The sequence below is a fragment of the Acinetobacter proteolyticus genome (genome assembly GCF_000367945.1).
Taxonomy (GTDB): Bacteria; Pseudomonadota; Gammaproteobacteria; order Pseudomonadales; family Moraxellaceae; genus Acinetobacter; species Acinetobacter proteolyticus.
Genome location: NZ_KB849177.1, coordinates 27,466 through 50,867, shown reverse-complemented (window position 1 = coordinate 50,867; position 23,402 = coordinate 27,466). Strand labels below are relative to the sequence as shown.

General features: G+C 41.2%; 19 protein-coding genes and 1 tRNA gene. 8 read left to right on the top strand and 12 right to left on the bottom strand.

Annotation, left to right across the window (positions count from 1 at the left end; translation table 11 throughout):
• Positions 1-135: 135 nt before the first annotated feature.
• The 3 genes from F993_RS19310 to greB all read right to left on the bottom strand — a co-directional run bounded on the left by F993_RS19310 (position 136) and on the right by greB (position 2,190).
• Positions 136-1,347, bottom strand: a complete 1,212-nt coding sequence (locus tag F993_RS19310; RefSeq protein ID WP_004651959.1) for a tyrosine-type recombinase/integrase — start codon at positions 1,345-1,347, stop codon at positions 136-138.
• Positions 1,348-1,515: 168 nt separating this feature from the next.
• Positions 1,516-1,605 (bottom strand) — tRNA-Ser (locus tag F993_RS19315).
• Positions 1,606-1,701: 96 nt separating this feature from the next.
• Entirely contained in the window at positions 1,702-2,190 is a 489-nt protein-coding gene (greB, locus tag F993_RS19320) for a transcription elongation factor GreB (protein WP_004651957.1), read from the bottom strand.
• A gap of 373 nt (positions 2,191-2,563) precedes the next feature.
• Here greB and F993_RS19325 point away from each other — a divergent pair, with 373 nt between their 5' ends.
• Positions 2,564-3,673, top strand: coding sequence for an MltF family protein (locus F993_RS19325; protein ID WP_004651956.1), 1,110 nt, complete (start codon positions 2,564-2,566; stop codon positions 3,671-3,673).
• Between the two features lie 53 nt (positions 3,674-3,726).
• Here F993_RS19325 and F993_RS19330 read toward each other — a convergent pair whose 3' ends face one another.
• Together F993_RS19330 and ttcA are read right to left on the bottom strand one after the other, a co-directional pair.
• Positions 3,727-4,110 carry an SCP2 sterol-binding domain-containing protein gene (locus F993_RS19330; protein WP_004651955.1) on the bottom strand — a complete coding sequence of 128 codons (384 nt, stop codon included), beginning with the start codon at positions 4,108-4,110 and terminating at the stop codon, positions 3,727-3,729.
• 197 nt (positions 4,111-4,307) lie between these two features.
• A complete protein-coding gene (gene ttcA / locus F993_RS19335; RefSeq protein WP_004651954.1) occupies positions 4,308-5,213 on the bottom strand; it encodes a tRNA 2-thiocytidine(32) synthetase TtcA in 906 nt (301 codons plus the stop codon).
• A gap of 497 nt (positions 5,214-5,710) precedes the next feature.
• Here ttcA and F993_RS19340 point away from each other — a divergent pair, with 497 nt between their 5' ends.
• A complete protein-coding gene (locus F993_RS19340; RefSeq protein ID WP_004651953.1) occupies positions 5,711-6,589 on the top strand; it encodes a lytic transglycosylase domain-containing protein in 879 nt (292 codons plus the stop codon).
• Between the two features lie 217 nt (positions 6,590-6,806).
• Positions 6,807-7,712 carry a protease HtpX gene (htpX, locus tag F993_RS19345; protein ID WP_004651952.1) on the top strand — a complete coding sequence of 302 codons (906 nt, stop codon included), beginning with the start codon at positions 6,807-6,809 and terminating at the stop codon, positions 7,710-7,712.
• A gap of 58 nt (positions 7,713-7,770) precedes the next feature.
• Here htpX and F993_RS19350 read toward each other — a convergent pair whose 3' ends face one another.
• The 3 genes from F993_RS19350 to F993_RS19360 all read right to left on the bottom strand — a co-directional run bounded on the left by F993_RS19350 (position 7,771) and on the right by F993_RS19360 (position 13,177).
• The gene (locus tag F993_RS19350) at positions 7,771-8,364 is read right to left on the bottom strand and encodes a DUF4112 domain-containing protein (protein ID WP_004651951.1); all 594 of its coding nucleotides are present in this window, start codon (positions 8,362-8,364) and stop codon (positions 7,771-7,773) included.
• Positions 8,365-8,441: 77 nt separating this feature from the next.
• Positions 8,442-9,779, bottom strand: a complete 1,338-nt coding sequence (gene mgtE / locus F993_RS19355; RefSeq protein ID WP_004651950.1) for a magnesium transporter — start codon at positions 9,777-9,779, stop codon at positions 8,442-8,444.
• A 293-nt stretch (positions 9,780-10,072) separates the two neighbouring features.
• Entirely contained in the window at positions 10,073-13,177 is a 3,105-nt protein-coding gene (locus tag F993_RS19360; RefSeq protein ID WP_004651948.1) for an efflux RND transporter permease subunit, read from the bottom strand.
• A 330-nt stretch (positions 13,178-13,507) separates the two neighbouring features.
• Here F993_RS19360 and F993_RS19365 point away from each other — a divergent pair, with 330 nt between their 5' ends.
• Both F993_RS19365 and F993_RS19370 read left to right on the top strand, forming a co-directional pair.
• A complete protein-coding gene (locus F993_RS19365; protein ID WP_004651947.1) occupies positions 13,508-15,121 on the top strand; it encodes a phosphoethanolamine transferase in 1,614 nt (537 codons plus the stop codon).
• Positions 15,122-15,296: 175 nt separating this feature from the next.
• Entirely contained in the window at positions 15,297-16,439 is a 1,143-nt protein-coding gene (locus F993_RS19370; RefSeq protein WP_004651946.1) for a glycerophosphodiester phosphodiesterase, read from the top strand.
• 45 nt (positions 16,440-16,484) lie between these two features.
• Here the strand turns inward: F993_RS19370 and pnuC are convergent, their stop codons facing one another.
• A complete protein-coding gene (gene pnuC, locus F993_RS19375; protein WP_171065979.1) occupies positions 16,485-17,057 on the bottom strand; it encodes a nicotinamide riboside transporter PnuC in 573 nt (190 codons plus the stop codon).
• A gap of 34 nt (positions 17,058-17,091) precedes the next feature.
• Between pnuC and F993_RS20360 the strand changes: the two genes are divergently transcribed.
• From F993_RS20360 to F993_RS19385, 3 genes are all read left to right on the top strand, one after another.
• Positions 17,092-17,361: a hypothetical protein gene (locus F993_RS20360; RefSeq protein ID WP_157407260.1), complete on the top strand. Its 270-nt coding sequence runs from the start codon at positions 17,092-17,094 to the stop codon at positions 17,359-17,361.
• 98 nt (positions 17,362-17,459) lie between these two features.
• Positions 17,460-18,410, top strand: coding sequence for a DMT family transporter (locus tag F993_RS19380; RefSeq protein ID WP_004651944.1), 951 nt, complete (start codon positions 17,460-17,462; stop codon positions 18,408-18,410).
• Positions 18,411-18,533: 123 nt separating this feature from the next.
• Entirely contained in the window at positions 18,534-20,135 is a 1,602-nt protein-coding gene (locus tag F993_RS19385; protein ID WP_004651943.1) for a CocE/NonD family hydrolase, read from the top strand.
• 33 nt (positions 20,136-20,168) lie between these two features.
• Here the strand turns inward: F993_RS19385 and F993_RS19390 are convergent, their stop codons facing one another.
• The 3 genes from F993_RS19390 to F993_RS19400 form a co-directional block, all read right to left on the bottom strand.
• Complete coding sequence (locus tag F993_RS19390) at positions 20,169-20,483, bottom strand: DUF5713 family protein (protein ID WP_004651941.1); 315 nt, start codon at positions 20,481-20,483, stop codon at positions 20,169-20,171.
• 188 nt (positions 20,484-20,671) lie between these two features.
• On the bottom strand, positions 20,672-21,580 hold the full coding sequence (locus F993_RS19395; RefSeq protein WP_004651940.1) for a pyridoxal-phosphate dependent enzyme: 909 nt from the start codon (positions 21,578-21,580) through the stop codon (positions 20,672-20,674).
• Between the two features lie 85 nt (positions 21,581-21,665).
• Positions 21,666-23,306, bottom strand: coding sequence for a vWA domain-containing protein (locus F993_RS19400; RefSeq protein WP_004651939.1), 1,641 nt, complete (start codon positions 23,304-23,306; stop codon positions 21,666-21,668).
• Between the last annotated feature and the right edge of the window lie 96 nt (positions 23,307-23,402).

Sequence of the window (23,402 nt, the reverse complement as noted above, 5' to 3'; positions counted from 1 at the left end):
CAAGATAAAAAATTATTTAAAAATCAAATTCTTACACAATATATAAAAACCCCATAAAACTAATTTATTACAGAGAGATTTTATTTTTCATTTCTGTAATATTTTTTCGATAAGCTCATAGATGGTTATAATTTTCTATTGTAGCTTAAGTAAAAATTCTAAATAGTCAGCCCACTCCTGCATCATCGCCCTACGGTTATTCAAAAACTTGGTTCGGTTATAGGCCGTACCATTATTGTCTTTTACCTTATGCGCCAACTGATGCTCAATAAAATCCACACGCTGCTCTAGAATTTCATCTAGCATAGTACGTGCAGTTGCCCTAAAGCCATGTGCTGTCTGTTCACCACCATAGCCCAAGCGTTTTAATGCTGAGTTGATGGTATTGTCAGAAATAAAGGTTTTTCCATTCCGACCCACAAAAATGTATTCACTGTATGGGTGCAGATCAATGATTGAATCAATCAAGTCAAAGGCCTGATCTGACAATGGCACAATATGAAGTTGCTTGGTTTTACTGGCTGTAAATTTAAAGCATCTCTCCTCACGATAGAAATACTCCTTTTTCAACTTGCGGATCTCCCCAGGTCGCTGAAATGTCAGCACAGAGATTTTTAACGCTACCTGCGTGGTCAGTAAACAGCGTGTGTAAAGTTTGGAGTAGTTCCAAATCTTATTTAACATTGGAGCTAGATCCTGCTCTTCTGTCACGGCTGCAAAGTTTCCACCCTGTGGTTTTGGTAATTCAATATCTTCAATTGGATTATATTGGATCAGCTTTTTCTTACGTGCTGATTTAAAGATTTGGTTGAGGTCTGATTTAAGGCGTTTGGCAACAGACAAAGCACCACGCTCAATAATGCGCTTAAAGACCTTAATCTCAAGGATTTCTAAGGTAAGCTGTGGAAAGGTTAAATCACCAATGTAGGGATAGACATCGTGCTTTAAACGACGGACTGTTTCCTCATCCTGCTTTTGCTCTAGCTCACGTTTATACAACCATGCTTCAGCAACAATACGAAAGGTGTTTTCAGCCTCTTTCTGCTTTTGGGACTTGGTTTCAATACGCTCCATTGCTGGGTCTACGCCCTGCTTGATGAGTTTCTTATATTCATCACGAATCGTACGTGCATCATCCAGTGAAACTTCAGGGTAAGTCCCCAAAGATAAATCGTTGCGCTTGCCTAAGAATGGGCGCGTGTAATTGAAGATCCAGTACTTGCTACCACTCTGGTCTATACGCAGATACAGATTTCCACCATCTGACAGCTTATACATCTTGTCAGGATCAGGTTTAGCTTTTTTAACCTGCAAAGCACTAAGCTTGTTGATTCCACGAGTCGCCATAATTCAGACATAAAAAAATGCAGTAAGAAATAATCTTACTGCATTTTTTACTACTTTATAACCACCGATTGGCGTAGTGCGTCACGGCTTGTCATATCGTGTATTTCCAACTTTAACTTTATAAATCATAAACTTATATAGTGTTAAACATTGTCAGAAACTTGAATTTGGCGGAAGCGGTGAGATTCGAACTCACGGAGGACTCACACCCTCGTCGGTTTTCAAGACCGGTGCATTAAACCGCTCTGCCACGCTTCCAATGGCGGCTATCATATAAATAAAAGTTCAACTTGGCAAATCTTTTATTCAAAATAATGCATCAACCGCTCAAAATAAAATCAACACCCTGTAATTTTAAGCATTTTCAGGTTTTTCATAGCGAATTGAGTTGATATACCACAGTTTTTTCCCCAACGGCGTATGCACTTCAACCTCTTCATCGACTTGCTTACCCAGTAATGCACGCGCCATAGGTGACTCAATCGAAATATGTTGTGGATGATGATCATAGATTTCATCGACACCCACCAAACGCAATTTTTTTTGCTCACCTGCATCATTTTCAATTTCAACCCAAGCACCAAAGTAGACCTTACCCTCCTGCTCAGGTACATAATCGACAATTTTTAATTCTTCTAAACGTTTCCCCAAGTAGCGAACCCGCCGATCTATCTTTCGAAGTATTTGTTTATTATATTGATAATCAGCATTTTCAGAACGATCGCCGAGACTTGCGGCCCAATTCACTTTCTTTGTGATCTCAGGACGTTCGTCATGCCAAAGTTTTTTGAGCTCAGCAACCAAAAGGTCATGTCCAGTACGTGTAATTAAATTCGATTTCATAAGCCCAAATACGTTAATACAACAGTCCATTTACAAGTTTTTGCATTGTATTCCTTATTTCGCCACCACTAAAGTGTATAAATTTTATTCTTTTCCAAATCATAGGTTTGTGATGTAACTCTCATTTTTTTATTGTACAAAATTTGACATTCTTGCTTTTGCCGCTTAATATGCGCCCCTAAGTTTGTTTTTGTTTATTTTTTATACACTTTGTAAATGTTGTGAAACATTTGCATCATTTATCCCCTTTAATCAATGTCATTTTGAATGACGTTCATGATTTGCCCACCCTTATTGAATTTATCAACTTTTAAAAGCTAAGGCAGTGTTTTGCTGAACTTTTTGGGCATAAATTATCTGTAGCGGAGACAACATGCACAGTAATTCAAGTTCTGGGTCGAGGCCTAGCCTTAACTCTTTATCTTCCAAACGATCTTTTCAAGCTTTAGCCTTAGGAGTAGCCATCCTTCCTTTCAATAGCTTGAATGCTGAAAAATCACATCAATACAATACGGTTGTGAACACCAATATTTTAACAGTGGTTGCGGTTGAAACCCCAACGACAGTATTTAAAGAAGGTGAATTCCTACATGGTTTTGGTTATGATTTAGCGCGTAAATACGCACAAAGTTTAAATGTAAAGCTCGATTTTAAAACGGTTCCAGACAATGCCACAGCATTGAAATGGGTTGCTCAAGGTAAAGCGAATATTGCGATGACCACAGCCAATCTGGCTGCGATTGAAAATAAACAACTGGTTTCATTTTCAGCAAGTTGTGGTGACCAAGCAAGTTTGAGCAAAAATGGTTTAAATCCTCAGTTAAACTGGGTATTCAAACAAGCTGATGATCCGCTTACCCTGACCGCAAGTGGTTTTATCTGTCAGAGTAAGCAATCGGGTATGACCCAGCAACTGGCTTCGTTCTATAACCGCAATGTGGTTAAACCCGAGTCGTGGTCAACCATTCAAAGAGATTTGAAACAACGCTTACCCATTTATAAGGCCAGCTTTAAACAAAGCGCGTCTAAATACAATTTAGATTGGCACTTACTGGCAGCGATTGGCTATCAAGAGTCTTACCTTAAACCAAGCTCAGTTTCTCCCACTGGTGTTCGTGGTTTAATGATGCTGACCAATAGCACAGCCAAAGCAATGGGCGTGAGCAACCGCTCAGATCCACTGCAAAGTATTCAAGGTGGTGCGAAATATTTTGATCTCATGTTAGATCAATTTAGTAATGTAGCTTATCCAGATCGTAACTGGTATGCCTTGGTGGCTTATAATATGGGACCTGGTGCAGTCAGCCAGATTCAAAAACGTATTCGAGCACAAGGTAAAGACCCGAATCAATGGGTCAACTTATACGATTATTTACAACGCAACCAAGCGCGAAATGGCCGTTATAAGCAAGCAGTACAATATGTAACGCGTATCCGAACTTATTTAGAGCACCTCAAAACCAATAGTCGTATTGATGTCTAAATACAGATAAAAAAAGCTTACCACTAGGTAAGCTTTTTTTATGGAAACCGTAATTAAGCTGTTTGCTCAAGTACTTTCTTGAATAAATCTTTTTGTTCTTGGCTTGGCTTCGCTGTTTGTAAAGCCATAAGTTGTGACATATCGCCTTGTACTTTGATTTTACCTGTCATGAATGCTTGCATTGCAGCAGCCATGTCAAACTCCAAGAATACTTTACGTAAAGTTTCAGCATCCATGTTTAACGTTGTTTTAGCATTTGAAGATAAACCTTTTTGGATTTTACCTGCATCTAGAGCTAATTCAGTATTACCTGCTGCATCTGTTACAACCAAGTTAATCGCTAAATTCGCAAGTGCTGGTGGTAAGTTTAAATCACCAGCTTCAGCAGTAAGTTTTTCAACAGTTGCAAACCAATCATCAGTTAAAAATGCAGCCATGATTATTCCTCAAATGTATTTGTTCAATTTCTTGTGCCATCTATCCAGACGACATCTCATGAAGCAATTTGCTTGTGCCCTGTTATAGCATGTAATTTTTAATTTAGGCTATGATTTTTTGTACGCGTGATTCAATTTTTAAATTTTTTATAAAAAAAAGGTACTTAACTAGTACCTTTTAAAAAAAGTTTTACACTTTACTCAGCAGCAAAACTCAGATTAACCACATCCAGACGATTTTTCAGTTCTTCAGGATCTTTCATGTCAAACTCACGTTGACCATCCAATGCTTCAAAATCGAATAGCTCACGATCCGCCAATTGCGATGGAGAGACATTCTGTAAGGCGCCAAAAATACTGTGTAAACGTTTAGGATGCTGTTTATCCCATTCACGTAACATGTCATTGATAATGGCACGTTGCAAGTTTTCTTGTGAACCACATAAGTTACACGGAATAATCGGGAATTGGCGTAATTCGGCATATTTGATAATGTCTTTTTCTTCAACATAAGCCAAAGGACGAATCAAAATATTCTTTTTGTCTGAAGAAAGCAGTTTTGGCGGCATTGCCTTTAAGCTACCGCCATGAAATAAATTCAAAAAGAACGTTGCCATGATGTCATCACGGTGATGGCCCAGCGCGACTTTGGTTGCACCAATTTCTTGAGCGAAACCATATAGCGAACCACGACGTAAGCGTGAACACACGGCACAATAGGTTTTACCTTCAGGAGTTAAACGCTTGGTAATGGTATAAGTATCTTTTTCCAGAATGTAATATGGAATATTGTTTTCTTCCATATAACGTGGCAATACATCTTCAGGGAAACCTGGTTGTTTCTGGTCAAGATTTACCGCAACGATATCAAAGTTGATCGGTGCAATACGTTTAAACTGCAACAAAATATCGAGCAAGGTATAGCTGTCTTTACCACCAGACACACAGACCATGACCTTATCGCCATCTTCAATCATGTTGTAATCACGAATTGCATGCCCAACCTGACGGCGAAGTTTTTTCAACAGGCGATAATAGGCCGAACTTGTCGGAAGTTCTGGCTTGAAATTAAATCCTTGATTGGACTCCACTGGCGCGTACATAGACGTGATTTACTCATAAACAAAAATACCGCAAGATTTTATCTCATTCCGAAAAGATGCGCATCTAAAGAATTTTTCAATTTCTTCCAATCGTCATATTTCAGTTTCATACTGGTAAAATTCTGATCAGAAAATGTCAAATTGGCCTGGATTGCTTATATTTCAAACTTTTCCACAGTTGTCCACAAAAGCTGTGGATAAATTTGTGGATTTCTTCGCTATTGACAAACTGTTTTTATCTTAAAATAAGGCTTCCCATTAAATTGATCATTTTTTAACCACCTATTTTATTAAAATAAAATCAACAAGTTACATAAGTCAAGACTTGGTTTTTAAAAAAAATATTTTAATTTTTTTTGCTGAACATTCGAGCAAAAAGACTTGATTTTTGTCCGACAGCCAAAAATAAAAAAATTGTAGCCAAAGTTCTTTTTTTACTTTTTTTTGTTAAACTGCTGTGAAGAACTTATGCTCATCCTTTCGTGAATATTATAACGATGAACAAAACAACGTATTTTTTTACCCTTTGCTTGGGGACAATCGGTTTTTTTAATGGCATAACCTCAAGTTATGCGGGGCAGACCATTTATCAATTTAAAGACAATAATGGCACTACTCTGCTCACCAATAAGAAAAAAGCTGAGTACAGTCATTTAAAAGTGATTAAAGCCACCTATTATCCTGACAGCAATATCCATAGTTATAGCAACTGGGGTGCCAGTGAAGCCTCTGTACTGCCAAGTTATAGCCGTAATAAAAATGCTTTTGATCATCTAATTCGCCAAGCTGCACAACAACATGGCGTTTCCGAAGGATTGATTAAAGCCGTCATGCATACTGAATCTGGGTTTAATATCAATGCACGCTCACCTGTAGGTGCTCAGGGCCTGATGCAATTGATGCCTGCCACAGCACGCCGTTTTAATGTGAATAATGCCTATGACCCGCAACAAAATATCTTTGCAGGTGCACGTTATCTGAGTTGGCTAATCAAACGCTTTAATGGCGATACCCGACTTGCAATTGCGGCCTATAATGCTGGGGAAGGCAATGTCGATAAATATGGTGGTATTCCGCCATTTCGTGAAACCCAAGATTATGTACGTCGTGTGACCAGCCGTTATCAGAATCTTTACGCCTCTGGCTTAGGCAACTCACTCAATAATTCCAATAGTGCGCCTGCGAATACCCAAGTATTGGCCCAATCAGCAAACTACACTGCCCCGACCAATGACGCAGTCGAAGTAGCACCTGCCCCAAGACAGTATAATCGTCAAATCATTACCCTTGCAGATGGTACCTTTACCGATGCGCCATCAGGGACATATACCACCACCAATGCCACCGCTTCTGCCAGAATACGCCTCAGTGATTAACAATTCAGGTCAGCGATTCTCGCAGAATGATTTTAGCTGATATTTTTTAGACAAAATTTTATTTAAGTCACTGTTTCATAGCCAATTCATCGTTTTATAGGCTAAATGTATCTACGCCCACTTTTTGCTTGAATTTTTACAGTTCGCCCTGCATATTAGCGTTATGATTTATAATTTATAAATCAGATCACTTTTTATTTATAAGAGGATTTTCTCAATGATGCGGATTGGTTTGTTCTTGCTAACCAACCTCGCGGTACTGGTTGTAGCTGGCATTATCTTGTCACTCTTCGGTGTCGGTAGTTACCATGGCGCGGGTGGCTTGAATCTAGGCAACCTATTAGTCGTCTGTTTTGTCTTTGGTATGGTGGGTTCTTTAATTTCCTTATTCATGTCGAAGTGGATGGCGAAAAAAACCACTGGAACTGAATTAATCGACCCAAATGCACCTCGTAGTCAAGCTGAAGCTTGGTTATTACAAGAAGTGGCGCAATTATCGCAACGTGCAGGTATTAAAATGCCTGAGGTCGGTATTTTCCCTTCTTACCAATCCAATGCATTTGCGACAGGTTGGAATAAAAATGACGCACTGGTAGCTGTTTCAACAGGTCTACTTGAGCGCATGAACAAAGATGAACTTCGTGCTGTACTTGCGCACGAAATCGGTCACGTTGCCAACGGTGACATGGTGACCCTTGCATTGATTCAAGGTGTAGTGAACGCCTTTGTGATGTTCTTTGCACGTATTGCAGGTGACTTTATTGACCGTAATGTGTTCGGTCGTGAAGATGGTGAAGCACCAGGCCTTGCTTATTTTGCCATTACAATTGTACTCGACATTGTATTTGGTATTTTGGCCTCTGCCATTGTGATGTGGTTCTCTCGTCAACGTGAGTACCGCGCAGATGAAGCCGGCGCACGTTTAGCAGGTAAACAAGCAATGATCTCTGCGCTGCTTCGTTTACAGGCAGAATCAGAAATGCCAGATCAAATGCCGAAAGAAATGAAAGCATTTGCGATTGCGGAAGGTAAGGAACAAGGCTTTAGCTTAGCGGCTTTATTCCAAACTCACCCAACCATTGAACAACGTGTTGCTGCATTACAGCAATTAAATGTTCAATAATCAGTATCAGATAAACGATAAAGCCTCCGTCACGGAGGCTTTATTTTTGCTTAAAAATCTAGTGTGATTGGAAAGACTGATAAAACTGCCACAGATAACTGAAGCCTGCCCAAACCGCGACAACCAATAAAATAAGAACTGCGATTCCCAATAAATCTGGAATACGCAGCCAGAGCCAACTCACCACTGGATTACGCCAGAAAGCTGAGGTTTTCTGCTTTTGTTCCAGTGATTCGTGCAGAAATGGATGTACCACATGAATATCAGTGTGCACCTGATATTCCTCACGAATATGCGCATGTACGATTTCCAAAGTCCTGCGGCTTGGACGAATAAAGACATCGAATACAGTGCCGACAATGGGGACAAATCCGACCAACATATCCATAATTGCCAGTTTCACCACGCCTTTGAGTTTATGTTGCGGTACGCCCACTTCTCTGGCTTTTTTAAAGGCATATAACGTCAACACAAAACCCGCGATATCGCCAGCAAAAGGAATGGTACTCAATGCAGCATCGGCCCCGACACCCTGTTTGGTAAAAGGAATCCGTACCAAACTGTCCATGGTGTTGGCAAATTTGGCTAAATCACGTTCTACAGCAATGGCTTGCTGCTGAGTTAATTTTTTTTGTTGTGTTGGAGCAGTCATTCATGCAACCTAAGACAATGTTTATGTTTGAGAATAAAGTAGTTTTTCACCTTTGTCGGTACAATTATTATTACGGCTCAGAATAGAATCATCGACGCGATAAATAAATACACCAATACCCCTGTCGCATCACAAATTGAGGTGACCAAGGGTGCAGAAGCACTGGCAGGGTCAAGCCCAGCCTTATTTAAAATAAACGGTAAGCTCATACCAATCAGACAACCCATCAGTACAATGCCCATCATACTCAAGGCCAGCACCAAGGCCACCATCTCATCGCCACGGAAATAGCCCAGCAATGACACCGCAACTGCCATAGTTCCACCTAAGCATAAAGCCACTAAGCTTTCTCGCCCTAATAGGTGAAACCAGTCTTTAAACTGTACATCCCCTGTGGCTAAGGCACGCACCATCAAGGTGGAAGATTGCGAACCGGCATTCCCGCCACTACCCACCAATAAGGGCAAAAAGAACACCAATACCAGATTTTTCGCAATGACATCTTCATAGTGAGCAATACCAATACCTGACAGCAAGCTACCGAACACCAAAAACACTAACCAAAATACCCGTTTCTGATAGAGTTGCAGAATCGGCGCCGATTTAATACTGAGCTTAGAAGATGCATTGACCGCACCGACTTTTAAGAAGTCTTCGGTTGCCTCTTCGCTGGCCACATCCATCGCATCATCGTAGGTCACGATCCCGACCATCATCTGTTGATGATCAATAATCGGTAATGCAAGCAAGTCATAACGGGCAATGGTTTTTGCCACTTCATCTTGGTCGGTATCCACATAAGCGGTTAAGACATTGGTCTCCATCAACTCATTGATGTTTTGCTCTTCAGGCGCAAGAATCAGCTGTTTTAAAGACAATACGCCCAGAATTTTACGCGCTTCATCTAGCACATAAGCGAAATAGATCATTTCGGTATCTGGTGCTTCAAGACGCAACATTTTAATTGCATCATTAACTGTCATATTCGGTTTTAGAGTCGCATATTCGGAGCTCATGATTGCCCCTGCCGTGCCCTCTAAATAAGAAGACAATTGGCGGATATCTTCACGTTCCGCTTGCGCCAAAGCAGGCAACAACGCATTTTGTTGTTCTTCATCCAAGCATTTGAATACGTCAGCACGTTTGTCCGATGACATTTCACCAATAATCTCAGCCAAAACATTTCTGGGCATGGCTTGGGCCAGTTTAACCTGTTCGCTGGGGGGGAGATAGGAAAAGACATAGGCCCGATCGGGTAAATGCGTCAGTAACAATTGACTCTGCTCAACCGCAAGTTGCGTCAATACATCAGCAATATCCACCGCCTGAAAGGTTTCAACCGATGCAAGTGCCAGATCAATATGATTATTTTTAAGTGCGTCGTTTAATAAATACAAAAAATTATTGTAGCTCATGTCTGCCTCTTCACTACAAAACATCTGCAATGAAGGCGACTAGACGCAGCGTATTATTTTACTAGCGAATAGGGAGCTTCATTCAGATGTGAATCAAAATCAAAATGTGTAATTTGAAATAAACTACAACTCTGCGTGTCCATTTGGGGGATCAAACCTCATTCAACCGCTTATACGGCATCGCAATACTACAAATATTTTTTTATATTCTCAACTTAGACAACAAAAATGAACAATTCGAACCTTTATAAATGGAACGAATTGTTCATTGCTGCCACTAATTTTGACTGCGCTTAAGCAGTTTCAATTTTTACTTTTGGCTTAAACATGGTTCTAACTAGCACATACATAAATGGGATAAAAATCAGTACCAGAATCGTACCAAATACCACACCTCCAAACACACTATAGCCAATTGCTTGTCGGCTTAATGCGCCCGCACCACTGGAGAACATCAATGGAATGACACCCGCGCCAAAAGCAATCGAGGTCATTAAAATTGGCCTGAGGCGAAGTCCTGCAGCCTGTAAGGCAGCATCCAGTGCAGTCCGACCTTGCTGCTGCAAACTTGCTGCAAACTCAACCATCAAAATCGCATTTTTACAGGACAGACCAATGGTGGTCAGCAGCGCAATCTGGAAGTAGATATCATTGGCAAAACCAAACCAATAACTAAACAGAATGGTTCCTCCAATCCCAAGCGGAATCGCGGCCATGACCACTGAAGGAATTGACCAGCTTTCATACAGTGCGGCAAGACAGAGGAAAATAAAGGCCACAGACACCAGATATAACCAGATTGCCTGATTACTGGATTCTTGTTCCTGATAAGACAATCCACTCCATTCTAGTCCCACGTCAGGCATTTTATCGACTAAACCACGAATAGCTTGCATTCCCTGCCCACTACTAAAGCCATTAGCAGCATCTGCTTCCAAACTAATCGCAGGATAACCCATAAAGCGCTCTAACATCGGCGGTGCGCCTTGCCAAGCAATCTGACTAAATTGTGAGAAAGGCACCATCTGCCCATTGGCATTTTTGACGTACCAGTAATTCAGGTCTTCAGGTTTAGAGCGATACGGTGCATCGCCTTGTAAATAGACGCGTTTAATACGTCCACGATCAATAAAGTCATTGATATAACTACCGCTCCACGCCGTCGACAGTGTACGGTTAATTTCACTGACATTGAGACCATGAATCATTGCAGCCTTATGATCAATCTTGATATTCAGCACTGCCTGATCATCATTGCCTTTTTTATCTAGATTTTCGACCGAAGGCAGTGCATTGCCCTGTTGCTGCAAACTTCGGAACGAGTTCAATAAGCTTTCTCGACCCAAGCCTTTGGTATCCTGCAACCAAAACTCCATTTTGTCCGAGTTACCTAAACCACGAATCACCGAAGGCATCAGCACCATAATACGCGCTTGATTATTTTGGGAGAAATACTTCATTGCGCGTGCACGAATTTGCTGAGCGCTGTTTTCTGCTCCTTTACGATCATTCCAATGCTTTAATGAAACAAAGGCCTGCCCCAAATTCTGTCCTGTTCCTGAAAAGTTCCGTCCATGGATCACCATCACGCCATTCAGGTTGACCTTTTCATGTTCAAGGAAATAATCAGAAATTTGTTTTCCAATCTCTTCGGTCTTGCTCATCGGTGTTCCTTCCGGTAATCGGAATTGAACCCCTAATAAACCTTGATCTTCTTGTGGCAAAAAGCTAGTTGGCAGGTCACGATAAACCCAAATAAAGCTTCCAATCAGCAGCACTATACCCAATAGCGAAATGGTTTTTAAGTTAATGACTTTTTGTGAAACATTGAGATAACGCGTTTTAATATAGTCCAAGCCCTGATTGAACTTGATCGCCCAACCTGCCTGCTTCTGCTGAGGCTTTAATAGAATGGCACAGAGCGCGGGAGTTAAGATCAAGGCCACCAATAGTGAAAGCCCCATCGCAACCACAAGCGTGATCGAGAACTGCCGATAAATAATCCCTGTTGCACCACTAAAGAACGACATTGGAATAAACACGGCGGTGAGTACCAAAGTAATCCCGACCAAGGCACCACTGATCTCATGCATAGATTGAATTGAGGCCTCCTTGGCACTGAGTTGCTGCTCATGCATTAGCCGCTCAACGTTCTCCACCACCACAATCGCATCATCAACCAACAAACCAATCGCCAACACCATCGCAAACAACGTCAGGGTATTGATGCTCATTCCTAAAACGGCTAAGACAGCAAAGGTTCCGAGAATCACCACAGGCACGGTAACCGCAGGAATCAAGGTGGCCCGCCAGTTTTGCAGGAAGATAAACATCACCAAGACCACCAGCCCAATGGCTTCGATCAAGGTTGACACCACCTGCGACATGGATTCTTTTACGAAAGGTGTGTCATCGCGTGGATAGACCACAAAATAGCCTTCAGGCAGGGCTTTCTCTAAGCGTGCTACTTCCTTATACACCGCGTCAGCAACCTGCATCACATTAGCCCCGACCGTCAAAGACAGTGAAAGCCCCGATGCGGGATAGCCATTTAAACGGTTAAACACCTGATAATTCTCTGCACCGACTTCGACCCGTGCCACATCTTTTAAGTAAACGAAGCTGCCATCTGAATTGGCTTTGACAATAATATTTTCAAACTGTTCAGGTGTCCGTAATAAAGAACCCGAGGTGACTTTGGCATTTAAATATTGATCTTGAGCGCTAGGTAAATCACCAATCGCACCTGCTGCGACCTGTGCATTCTGGTTTTCCAAAGCTGAACGAACATCACTGACTTGTAATTGGTAACGTTCTAGGCGTTGTGGGTCAAGCCAAATACGCATGGCATATTGCGACCCGAATACACTCACCTCGCCAATGCCTTCGATTCGACTGAGATTCAACTCAAAGTTATTGGTTAAATAATCTGAAATATCTAAATTGGTGGAACGTCCTGATTTATCCCCTAGGCCGATCACCATAAACGAATCACTCAGCGACTTACGGACATTGACGCCCTGTCGTTGTACATCTTCAGGTAAGCGGTTAATCGCGCCATTAATCGCATTTTGTACCTGAACCTGTGCCTGATCAGGATCTGTACCCTGATCAAAGAACAGGCTGATCCGGCTATTACCACTGGCATCACTGCTGGAGTTGAAATACAGCAGATGATCAATGCCTTTAATTTGTTGTTCTAAAACTTGGGTAACACTGTCTTCAACTGCTTGTGCATCTGCACCACTATAATTTGCCGCAACAGTAATCCGTGGTGGTGCAATATCGGGATAACGCTCCACCGGTAATTTTAGAATCGAAAAGAGACCAACAGCCATGACTATGATTGCCAGTACACCAGCAAAGATTGGGCGATGAATAAAAAACTTAGATAACATGGCTGTTTTATTCCATTCTAGAAACAGTCAATTTTTCAAAAAGATAGCTATAAAACGAATACTTTCAATCTACGATCATTACTGAGCTTTCAGGCAAACACCATCCCTATTAACATATCATTTCAAAAAGTAGAAATTGAGGAGGAATAATGGATTTTGAGCGATTTCTACTTATCTTCATGCACGATCTTTGCACTCATTTAACAGTTTAACTGTCTAATTAATTTAATTTACTGTGCAATCAAATACTTCTTAATTTAGAATTGACACACTTCTGCATTAAACCGATATTAGCCGCTTAACTTCTCTCCCTCACTGTACTAGGCATCTATGAAGGCCAGCTTAAAAAACTTAAATATTCTGCTGCTGATTTTGCTGCCGGCATTAATTACGGGCGGCTTACTGATTGCCGCAGGTAATTTATCTGATGGTTTAAGGCTCGGCTTTTTATCTCTCCCTGGTGTTTTGTTCATTTACTTGGCAATTACTCACCAGAAAACATATTGGTATGTCCTGACCATTGCTTGGTGGTTTATTGCTTGGTTAGATGCCTTACTACGTTCCAGTACTTGGTTTTTATTTAATAGCGATAACGAAGCCTATTTTATTATTGAAGCAATAGCCAATACTAACCATCAAGAAATTTGGGGATTCTTACAGCTACATCTGGTTACGATTGCTGCAGTAGTGTTTGCTTTACTCAGTGTGCTGACTATTTATAGCTTTTCCGTATTTAAACTGGTTCAGCCTGTCCATTTTAGTCAGCTCTGGCAGAGTCGCATTTATCGCAGTTGCATTATTTTATTGATGTTAGTAACCGTGACCAGCTATTTGATGAAACCTTCACGCAAAGTCCACCCCATTATTTTTTGGACTGAGTTTGAAACTAAAATTGAAGATTTCCAAAATCGGATTAAGCAACATAAAGATGTCCATCAGCAATGGGATATCAGTGCTAAAAATAATTTAGTCCTTACCGATCAGGCCAAAGGTAAACAAACCCATGTCTTGGTGCTTTCCGAAAGTCTCACCAGTCTCAACCTAGGTGTCTGTGATTATCCACGCGATACCACACCTGAGCTGGCAAAGCGACTCGCTGACATTAAAGTCTTTTGTAATGCCTTTTCACCCTCACCATCGACCATTAATGCATTACGGGTTTTACTCACTGAAAGTCCTGCTGCTGAACACAACAAATATTCACCTGAAAGTGTTCTGGCTTATGCACGCGCTGCTGGATATAAGATCTATTGGCTCAGTAACCAAGATGATACCTATTTATCCTCTTTGTTTGGTTCCTATGCGGACAAAGCCGTGTATAAAAACAATCGCTCTGGACGCAGTAGTACCTCTTTAGATGAAAGCTTGTTACCTGATTATCAGCAAGCACTTGCAGATCCAGATCCCAAAAAATTAATTATTCTTCATCTGATTGGTGCACATCCAAATTATAAAGAACGTTACCCTGCTGCATTCAATAAATTTACCAGCACCAGTAATGATCAAGTCGAAGTCGAACTTAAAGATCGGGATATTGATCCTTGGATTCGTTCCTTACGTAATGATTATGACAATGCCGTATTATACGAAGATACTTTACTGTCTCAGATTTTAGATACACTGAGAGCTGATGCTGTACCCGACTTTAGATCATTCACGGTTGTTTCCGATCATGGCAATGAGGTTGGACATGAAATTGACTATGCTGGGCATAGCCCTAATACCAAAGCCGGCTATCAAGTTCCGGTGATTATGTGGTCGGATAAAATGCTCGCCACGGGCGTCAATAAAGACAGAAACATCAATACCGCCGAACTTGATGACAACCTGATGCATATCATGGGACTAAAAGATAAATCTTCAACTGGACAGTCTTATTGGCTAGATGATAACTATCAATTTATCCCAGAGATCAATTGGCCATATTGGAAGCATAAATCCTAAAATCATGAGCAAACATCCAGTTGTGCCCAATTGTGCAACTGGATGTTCAAGCATATAAGTTGCATACACATTTTAAAATTCTTGATAATTTCATAAAAGCATCATGCAACTGTCATTTATTTGATAACTTTCGCTTGCAAACTAGCCGCTTAAATAAAAACTGATGAGTTTGTTCATGTTTAAAAAAGCTGCGCTTTGTCTCTGCCTGATCAGTCTTGCAGGCTGTAATGATGACAATAATAATCAAAGTAATACCACTCCACCTGAATATCAACTACCCAAAATTTTAGTGATCGGACATCGTGGTGCCAGTGCACTTCGACCAGAACATACCCTCGCCTCTTATCAAAAAGCCATAGATGACGGCGCTGATTTTATTGAACCGGACTTGGTTTCAACCAAAGATGGGGTTTTGGTCGCACGCCATGAAAATGAAATCGGTGGCACCACCAATGTGTCCACCCTACCTCAATTTGCGGACCGTAAAAAAAACAAAGTCATTGATGGAGTCACTTTAGAAGGTTGGTTTACCGAAGACTTCACTTTAAAAGAGTTACAGCAACTCAAAGCGCGTGAACGAATTCCTCAATTCCGTCCAGACAACCAGAAATATAATGATCTCTATGCCATTCCCACCTTAGAACAAATCATTGAACTGGCAGAAGCACATTATAAAAAAACTGGCAAAATCATTGGTCTGTATATTGAAACCAAACATCCGACCTACTTCCAGCAGCAGAATTTAGCGATGGAAGATGCTTTACTGAAAACTCTATCCAAGTATCAATACAGCCGAGATATTGCACCGATTTATTTACAGTCTTTTGAAGTTGGAAATTTAAAATATTTAAGAAGCCAACTCGACTTACACAAGAGTGTTAAGCATGCGCAATTGATTCAACTCTACGATGCACCAGAAGCAAAACCAGCAGATTATGTCGCGCAAAACAATCCTAAAACCTATGCAGATCTGGCAACGGCACAGGGTCTCAAAGACGTTTCAAGCTATGCCAATGGCGTCGGTCCATGGAAAGTCTATGTCTTTAAAGATGCAGCAATGATACAGACCACCTCTTTTATTGCAGATGCACATAAAGTGAATTTAAAAGTACATCCTTATACTTTCCGCCCAGAAAACAACTTCCTACCTGATACACTTAAATGTAATGCTGATGTTGCGAAAGCAGCTGAGCGTTGCCCTACAGGGTCCATCAAAGAAATGCAGCTTTATTTTAAAGCAGGGGTCGATGGCGTCTTTACCGATGATCCAGCTTTAGGCCGTCAAGCCGTACAGACCTATCAGGCAACGACGAAATAAGACTTAAAAATACACATAAAAAGGGCAGCTCAGCTGCCCTTTTATTTATAAGTGAAACTGTTGTTTTTGTTTGACCTGTTGCCATTGCCACCAACCATAGGCCGCCAATCCAACAAAAGCCGCATAGAGTCCCGCGGTCAGAAAAACCTCTTTGTAAATAAACATACCGACATAGATGATGTTGACAAAAATCCAGAGAATCCAAGTGGCAATATGCTTACGGCTGGTCCAGTAGGTTGCAAGTAAACTAAATGCCACCAATTGTGAATCCAGCATCGGTACAGCAGCATCGGTAAAATATTTCAGAATCAAGCCAAATAGCAGACCAAAAATCAGCGCCACGCACATTTGCGCCAATACAGTGCTCTTGGCAATCGGTTCAATCCGAATATCATGGTCTTGACGTTTGCCTTTAAGCCAGTAATAGAATCCATAAACATTCATCGCAATAAAGAAAAATTGCAGGATGGTTTCACCATATAACTTGATGCTAAAGAAAAAATAGGCATACAAACTACACGCCAGAAAGTTAAACCACCAACACCACATATTACGTCGAATGGTCAAGGTCACACCAATCAGACTAATCACTACCGCAAAAATTTCAAAGGCAGACAAGAGCAAACTTCTTTCAGAATTTGATGGCAACATTATGGAAAAATCTACAATTTTAGCAATGCCCAATTGTTTATTTACTTTGCTTATATTTTTATCTTTATTTGAGAAAACGACTATTTTTTCACCCAAAGCCTATGTTATAAAAATCTCAAGCTTATTTCAGAATATTGATATGTTCAGCAACAAAGTGTCTTCAACATCCCTCATCGTAATTTCGCATGCTATTGCTGTCCATGCGGCATGGCGACGCGTCTGCATTTTTATGCGAGGAGACTTTGTACCGCTTCATCCGATGAGCATTTAAAAAAGCATCATTTGAATCCCAAGGTCGCCTCAACAGCGACCTTTTTTGTTGCCTAAATTTTTAACCTAATCTACCGTTGTTATAACAGGAACCTCAACATGAGCCAGTTACCCGAAAAGAATTTTATATCTAGCACACAGATACAACCGGCTGTGGCCTTCGTTTCCCCTCGCCTTGCCACAGTCGGTCAATTTATTGCAGTCGTGCTGATCTGGTCATTCACGCCATTGGCCGCAGTTTTGACTGTGCACGAAATTCATTGGGCTTGGGGACTATTTTTCCGATTCAGTATCGCCATTCCACTGGCATTGATTTGCCTATTTTATTTTCGACAAAAGCTTATTCTGACACCTCAGGCCTTGATCAGTTATAGCGCAGGTGCGGTTGGTTTATTTGGCTCTATGACTTTTTGTTATATGGGCGCAACCCGTGTTTCATCGGGTATGATTTCAATTATTTATGGCACGGCGCCACTCTGGTCAGGTTTGATTGCGGTATTTATTCTCAAACGTGAACGTTTTCTAAAACGTCAATGGTACGGACTCACACTGGCAATTTTTGGCTTGTCTCTGACACTGGGGATTGGTACTGATCATATTCAGCTGGATTTACTTGGGGTGTTATATGAAATCATTGCGGTTCTACTCTATGTGCTGTCAATGTTTACTGTTGCTAAAGTCGGTGCAGAGATTCATCCAATTATTCAGACCACAGGCTCAACTTTGGTTTCATGGTTTGGCTATCTGTGTTTACTGCCTTTTTTTCTCGCTGAGGCACCAACGCAGTTCCTTAGTCTGCAAACTAGTTTGGCCCTGCTGTATAGCGCCTTATTTTCTTCTGTATTGGCCATGATTTTTTATTTTCACTTAATCCAAAAACTTAACCCAACCACAGTCATGCTGATCACCATTCTGACACCTGTGTTTGCTACCTGTTGGGGCTTTTTGTTCAATCATGAGCCGCTCAGCTCACATCTGATCATGGGTCTAATGTTGCTGTGTTTCGGTCTGCTTCTTTATGCCTATCGCAATCGACCACGCCCACAATAAATACGCAAACGGATCGGTCAAACAACAACACCGATCAGTGATAGTATCTATTGATCGGCTCAAGTACACTGTCCCAACGCTCTGCGTGACATCTCAAAGATTTGTTCAAGGATGAAATAATCGATGCGTTCTTACGTTTTATGGCTTTGCTGTAGTCTGATATTGGCGTTACAGGGTTGTGTGCATGCGACGACACAGCCCAATTCAATAACGCTCAAAACAGCGGAACTCAAACAACGCTATTATCAAGCCAAAACCACTGCAGCTGATGGCACGGTACTCGCATTTACCGTGTATCAACCGCATTTAACAGCGGATCAAACCGCCCCTTTACTCTTACATACGCATGGCTTTGGTCTGTCTCGAATGAAACGACCTGAACTCAGTTTATATGGCTTTCTTTTACCAACAGGACAAGTGGCAAAAACCGCTTGGCAGAATGGTTATTGGGTGATTAGCTATGACCAACGTGGACATGGAGACAGTCAGGGTAAAATTCGTCTGACTGATCCAGAAAAAGAAGCGCAAGATGTCATCAGCATTATGAACTGGGCAGAAAAAAACCTGCCGCAACTAACCAAAAATCAAAATGGCGTCCGTACTGGTATGATTGGTGAATCCTATGCGGGTGGTGTGCAGTATCTAGCATCAGCTTTAGATCCACGTTTACAGGCCATTGTTCCCATTACCACTTGGTATGACATTGTGGATAGTCTGGCGCCCAATGGTGTGCCTAAAAGTAACTGGATTGGTTTCCTCAATTTAATTGGAGACTGGTGGAACTGGAATAAATTTGATCCTGAACTGAAACAGGCCTATCTAGATACTCAACGAGGACAATTAAAACAGTCCACTTATAATTTCCTTAACACCCATCAAGCCAGCTGGTTTTGCAGTCACAATCAAGCGCCTCAAGCAGATGCCCTGATTATTCAAGGCTTCAGAGATGTGCTCTTCCCTTTTAATGAAGGGGTTAAAGCAGCACAATGCATCCAGCAGGCACAACATGAAGTGCATTTGATTGGGGTAGAAGGCGGCCATTTACAACCCTTTACCCAGCACTCTCCCTTAGGCAGTACCCCTTTTTGGTATATTGGCAAATCAGTAAGCTGTGGCAATCAACAGCAGTACAATCTACAAAAAACCATTTTGACTTGGTTTAACCAGAAGCTAAAAGATCAACCACCTGCCGAATCATTACCTGAGTTATGCGTAGATCAAAGCCCTGTCAATCATTTTACCGATCTTAAACCTGTAACCAGCTACGATCTGAAAAAAACATGGATCGCACCGACAGCGACCCAAGCCGTTTTTATCCCTATCCATACTGCTCTGCAACCCACCTCAATCACAGGTTCAGCGCTACTGAGTTTAAACATAGAAACTAGCCATGAATATGCAGATGCGACCTTGTTTATCTCAATGGCAATTAAATCCAAGATCACAGGAAAATATACCGTTTTAAATGATCAAGCGGCCCCATTTAATCTAGCCAAGAAAGCAAGCTATGATCAGATTCGATTGGGTTTAATGGCTCAGAACAGCAAAACACCAAGCATCGAATTACCGAGTGTATATGGACAACTCAATGAGGGAGATACGCTGGGTGTATTGATCAATAGCGAAAGTCTGTATTATCAAAAAATACAACAACCCAAAATTGAAGCATGGATCTCAGGGCAAATTGTGTTACCAAAACTTTGGCAGGTAACAGCTGTGAATTAGTTGTTGTTATAAAAAAACCAACGAGAGTGAAATTTACCACTCTCGATTGGCAATCAATTCTTCCATTTCAATGTCCAGATAACCCACATCTTGCACCACCATCATCATGGCTTCAGCAATATAATCTGCTGCGGTATCATCTAAACTTGATTCCAAGTCTTCAAACTGTGGCTTCATTTCGTTAATTTCAATCAGGGTCTGATGTGCATAGCGATAGATTTCCGTCTCAGATAAATCAGTACGATTGACCTTTTTGGAAAACTGCTGGATATGCTGCTTCACTTCAGCAACGAGAATATCGGGATAATATTCATCATCAAACATCGGGAGGAGTAAATTTTCAAACATAAAAAATAATATGCAATAAAACGCCATGCTTATACCATAATCCAACCAAAATCACGATATTTAGCGATAAAAAAAGCGGTTTTTATGACCACTTTTTTGAACATGGATGATGACCAACTTTACGAAGTCGTCTCTTTCAATCCAACTGAAAATGATTTTGCCAAGATGAAACGCTGCTAAATCGATATTTAGATGGCGAATTGTTGCACATATTTTGCAAGCTGATCAAAAGTGATCGATGCACCACCACAAACAATCACCAGTACCTCATCAGATGGACTAAAGCTCACCTTTTGATCATATAAAATGGATAAGCTTGCCCCACACGCAGGTTCGACCAAGGTTCGGTGATCATCTAAGAATTTTAAGCATGCGCTTACTGTATCTGCATCCGCAACCATTATTCCCTGAACATTTTGCTGTTGGGATATCTTAAATGCTTGCTCACAAACCCGTTTCGCTGCAAGTGTGGTCGCAATGCCTGTAACCTGATCTAAGCTAATATGCCGCCCACGTTGTATTGATGTATTCAAAGATGCTGTGCCTTCTGTTTCAATCGCATAAATGGGAATGTCCAGATGATGTGTATGCAATCCTTGAGCAACACCAGAAAGTAAACTCCCTCCACCCACAGATAAAACCACTGCTGAAGGACGTACTCCCTCTTCAATCACCTCATCGATGATACAGGCAACGCCATCCCACAAATATTGGTCATCGAAAGGATGAATATAAACAGCTTCCTCACTGACAAAAGAAAGTGCATGTTCATTGGCTTCGATCCAAGAATCACCATGTACAATCACTTGAGCACTTTCCTGTCGCATCAAATCAATTGCTGTTTGCGATGTTGTTTTCGGGACAACCACGGTCACGGCTACCCCTAACAACTTGCCCATATATGCAACAGAAATCCCTGCATTACCACCAGAAGAGCTCACAAATCTCTTTGCGCCTTTTTCAACATAGTTTAGACAGGCATTGCCTATACTACGCTGCTTAAAAGAACCCGTAGGCTGAGCAGACTCCATTTTTAACCACACATTGCAACCATTCAGCTCACTTAACTTGCTTGATCTAATCAGAGGGGTCTTCATCTTGGCATCATTTCTTTATTGTTAATAATCAACATTTTTCACGGCCAGTCATTTAACATTTCTGACCGCTTGTTTAAAAAATGGCTTAATCTTTTTTCGCGCTTAAGCTTTTGGCAATCTTGGCCAGCTCCACAAACTCTTCTCGCATTTGATAAGGGTCTGGTTTTGCTGATTGCTGCGCCAACTGGATAATTTGATCCCAACCCATGGCACCATTATATTGGCCGCCTTTTAGTTGCTGTGCATAGGAAGCCACCGCAATTGCAAAACGGGTATCATTATTGGCCTGTGCAAGCGTTTTGCTTTCAGCCTTGACTGCTTGATTGAGCAAAATACTTTTTTCTTGGTTTGGTAATTTATAGCGTAAATTTACAAAGGCATATTCAGACTTTTTCGCCGCATCTGTTTTTGCTGATTCCTGATAACGTGAATCATTGAGCCAACCTTGCTGACCGACTGGAATAATTTCATAGATTGCCGTGACGTTATGCCCTGCACCAATATCACCGGCATCCACTTTATCGTTATTGAAATCTTCCTGCTTTAACATCCGATTTTCATAACCGACTAAGCGATATTCTTTCACCGTGGTTGGGTTAAATTCCACCTGAATTTTGACATCCTGAGCAACGGTTGCCAAAGTTGAGGAAAGCTGACGCTGTACCACTTTTTTCGCTTCATTTTTATTATCGATATAGCTGTAATTACCATCGCCTGCATCCGCCAGTTGCTCCATCAACTGCTCATTGTAATTACCTGTACCAAAACCTAACGTCGTTAACGAGATCCCGCTTTTTCGTTTCTCCGCTACCATACCTTTTAAGATATTGAAGTCAGTGATGCCTACATTAAAGTCACCATCTGTCGCCAATAAAATGCGGTTAATGCCGTTTTTTACCAAAGCTTTTTCAGCTTGTTTATAGGCCAGTTGAATTGCTTGTTCACCTGCGGTTGCCCCACTTGCCTGCAAGGCATTAATCACGGCTAAAATCTTGTCTTTTTCATTTCCAGAGGTTGGCTCTAAAACCAATTTTTCACCACTGGCATAAGTAATAATGGTGACCTTGTCTTGTGGACGTAATTGCTCAGTCAGTAAGCGCAATGTTTGTTTCACCAAGGGAAGCTTATCTGCTGAATCCATACTCCCTGAGACATCCACCAAAAATACCAGATTGGCTGGAGGTAATTGTTTGGTGGTGAGATCTTTGGCCTGAATCCCAATCTTGATCAGCTTGGCATTTTCTTTCCATGGTGAATCTACGGTTTCTGTAGTCACAGAAAATGGATGAATACTATTCGGCTGTGGATATTGATAATCAAAGTAATTGATCATTTCCTCGGCACGAACTGCATCGACAGGTGGCAAACGCCCATCATTCAAGAAGCGACGCGTGTTGGTATAACTTCCGGTATCGACATCTATACTAAAAGTAGAAACTGCTTGATCCGCAACACGATGAACGGGATTAACCTCATTTTTTTGGTATTTTTCGGTATTTTGTTCTAAACGTGGTCTCTCCATCGTTGGCACTGTCGCAATATATGATGCAGGTGCAATCATTTTACGCGTCTGAGCCAAGCCTTGATTTGACTGAGTAATCGGTGATGGCGATATCGGCATCGTTGTTTCAATCATCACTTGGTCATTGTGTTTGACAGAATTACTACAAGCCATGATCATGCAACTAAGCAAACTTAGTGTTAATATTTTTGTGGATTGGTGCATGCTTAAATTCCTAAATTCTATTTTGTCTTTTCAAATGAAAGATATATGCCAAGATTGTATGAAAAAAAAACAAAGATACATGGTATTTGTATGTAT

Coding starts and splice junctions, on each gene's coding strand:
- F993_RS19310 (WP_004651959.1), bottom strand. CDS start 1,347: ATGGCGACTCGTGGAATCAACAAGCTTAGTGCTTTGCAGGTTAAAAAA.
- greB (WP_004651957.1), bottom strand. CDS start 2,190: ATGAAATCGAATTTAATTACACGTACTGGACATGACCTTTTGGTTGCT.
- F993_RS19325 (WP_004651956.1), top strand. CDS start 2,564: ATGCACAGTAATTCAAGTTCTGGGTCGAGGCCTAGCCTTAACTCTTTA.
- F993_RS19330 (WP_004651955.1), bottom strand. CDS start 4,110: ATGGCTGCATTTTTAACTGATGATTGGTTTGCAACTGTTGAAAAACTT.
- ttcA (WP_004651954.1), bottom strand. CDS start 5,213: ATGTACGCGCCAGTGGAGTCCAATCAAGGATTTAATTTCAAGCCAGAA.
- F993_RS19340 (WP_004651953.1), top strand. CDS start 5,711: ATGAACAAAACAACGTATTTTTTTACCCTTTGCTTGGGGACAATCGGT.
- htpX (WP_004651952.1), top strand. CDS start 6,807: ATGATGCGGATTGGTTTGTTCTTGCTAACCAACCTCGCGGTACTGGTT.
- F993_RS19350 (WP_004651951.1), bottom strand. CDS start 8,364: ATGACTGCTCCAACACAACAAAAAAAATTAACTCAGCAGCAAGCCATT.
- mgtE (WP_004651950.1), bottom strand. CDS start 9,779: ATGAGCTACAATAATTTTTTGTATTTATTAAACGACGCACTTAAAAAT.
- F993_RS19360 (WP_004651948.1), bottom strand. CDS start 13,177: ATGTTATCTAAGTTTTTTATTCATCGCCCAATCTTTGCTGGTGTACTG.
- F993_RS19365 (WP_004651947.1), top strand. CDS start 13,508: ATGAAGGCCAGCTTAAAAAACTTAAATATTCTGCTGCTGATTTTGCTG.
- F993_RS19370 (WP_004651946.1), top strand. CDS start 15,297: ATGTTTAAAAAAGCTGCGCTTTGTCTCTGCCTGATCAGTCTTGCAGGC.
- F993_RS20360 (WP_157407260.1), top strand. CDS start 17,092: ATGGAAAAATCTACAATTTTAGCAATGCCCAATTGTTTATTTACTTTG.
- F993_RS19380 (WP_004651944.1), top strand. CDS start 17,460: ATGAGCCAGTTACCCGAAAAGAATTTTATATCTAGCACACAGATACAA.
- F993_RS19385 (WP_004651943.1), top strand. CDS start 18,534: ATGCGTTCTTACGTTTTATGGCTTTGCTGTAGTCTGATATTGGCGTTA.
- F993_RS19390 (WP_004651941.1), bottom strand. CDS start 20,483: ATGTTTGAAAATTTACTCCTCCCGATGTTTGATGATGAATATTATCCC.
- F993_RS19395 (WP_004651940.1), bottom strand. CDS start 21,580: ATGAAGACCCCTCTGATTAGATCAAGCAAGTTAAGTGAGCTGAATGGT.
- F993_RS19400 (WP_004651939.1), bottom strand. CDS start 23,306: ATGCACCAATCCACAAAAATATTAACACTAAGTTTGCTTAGTTGCATG.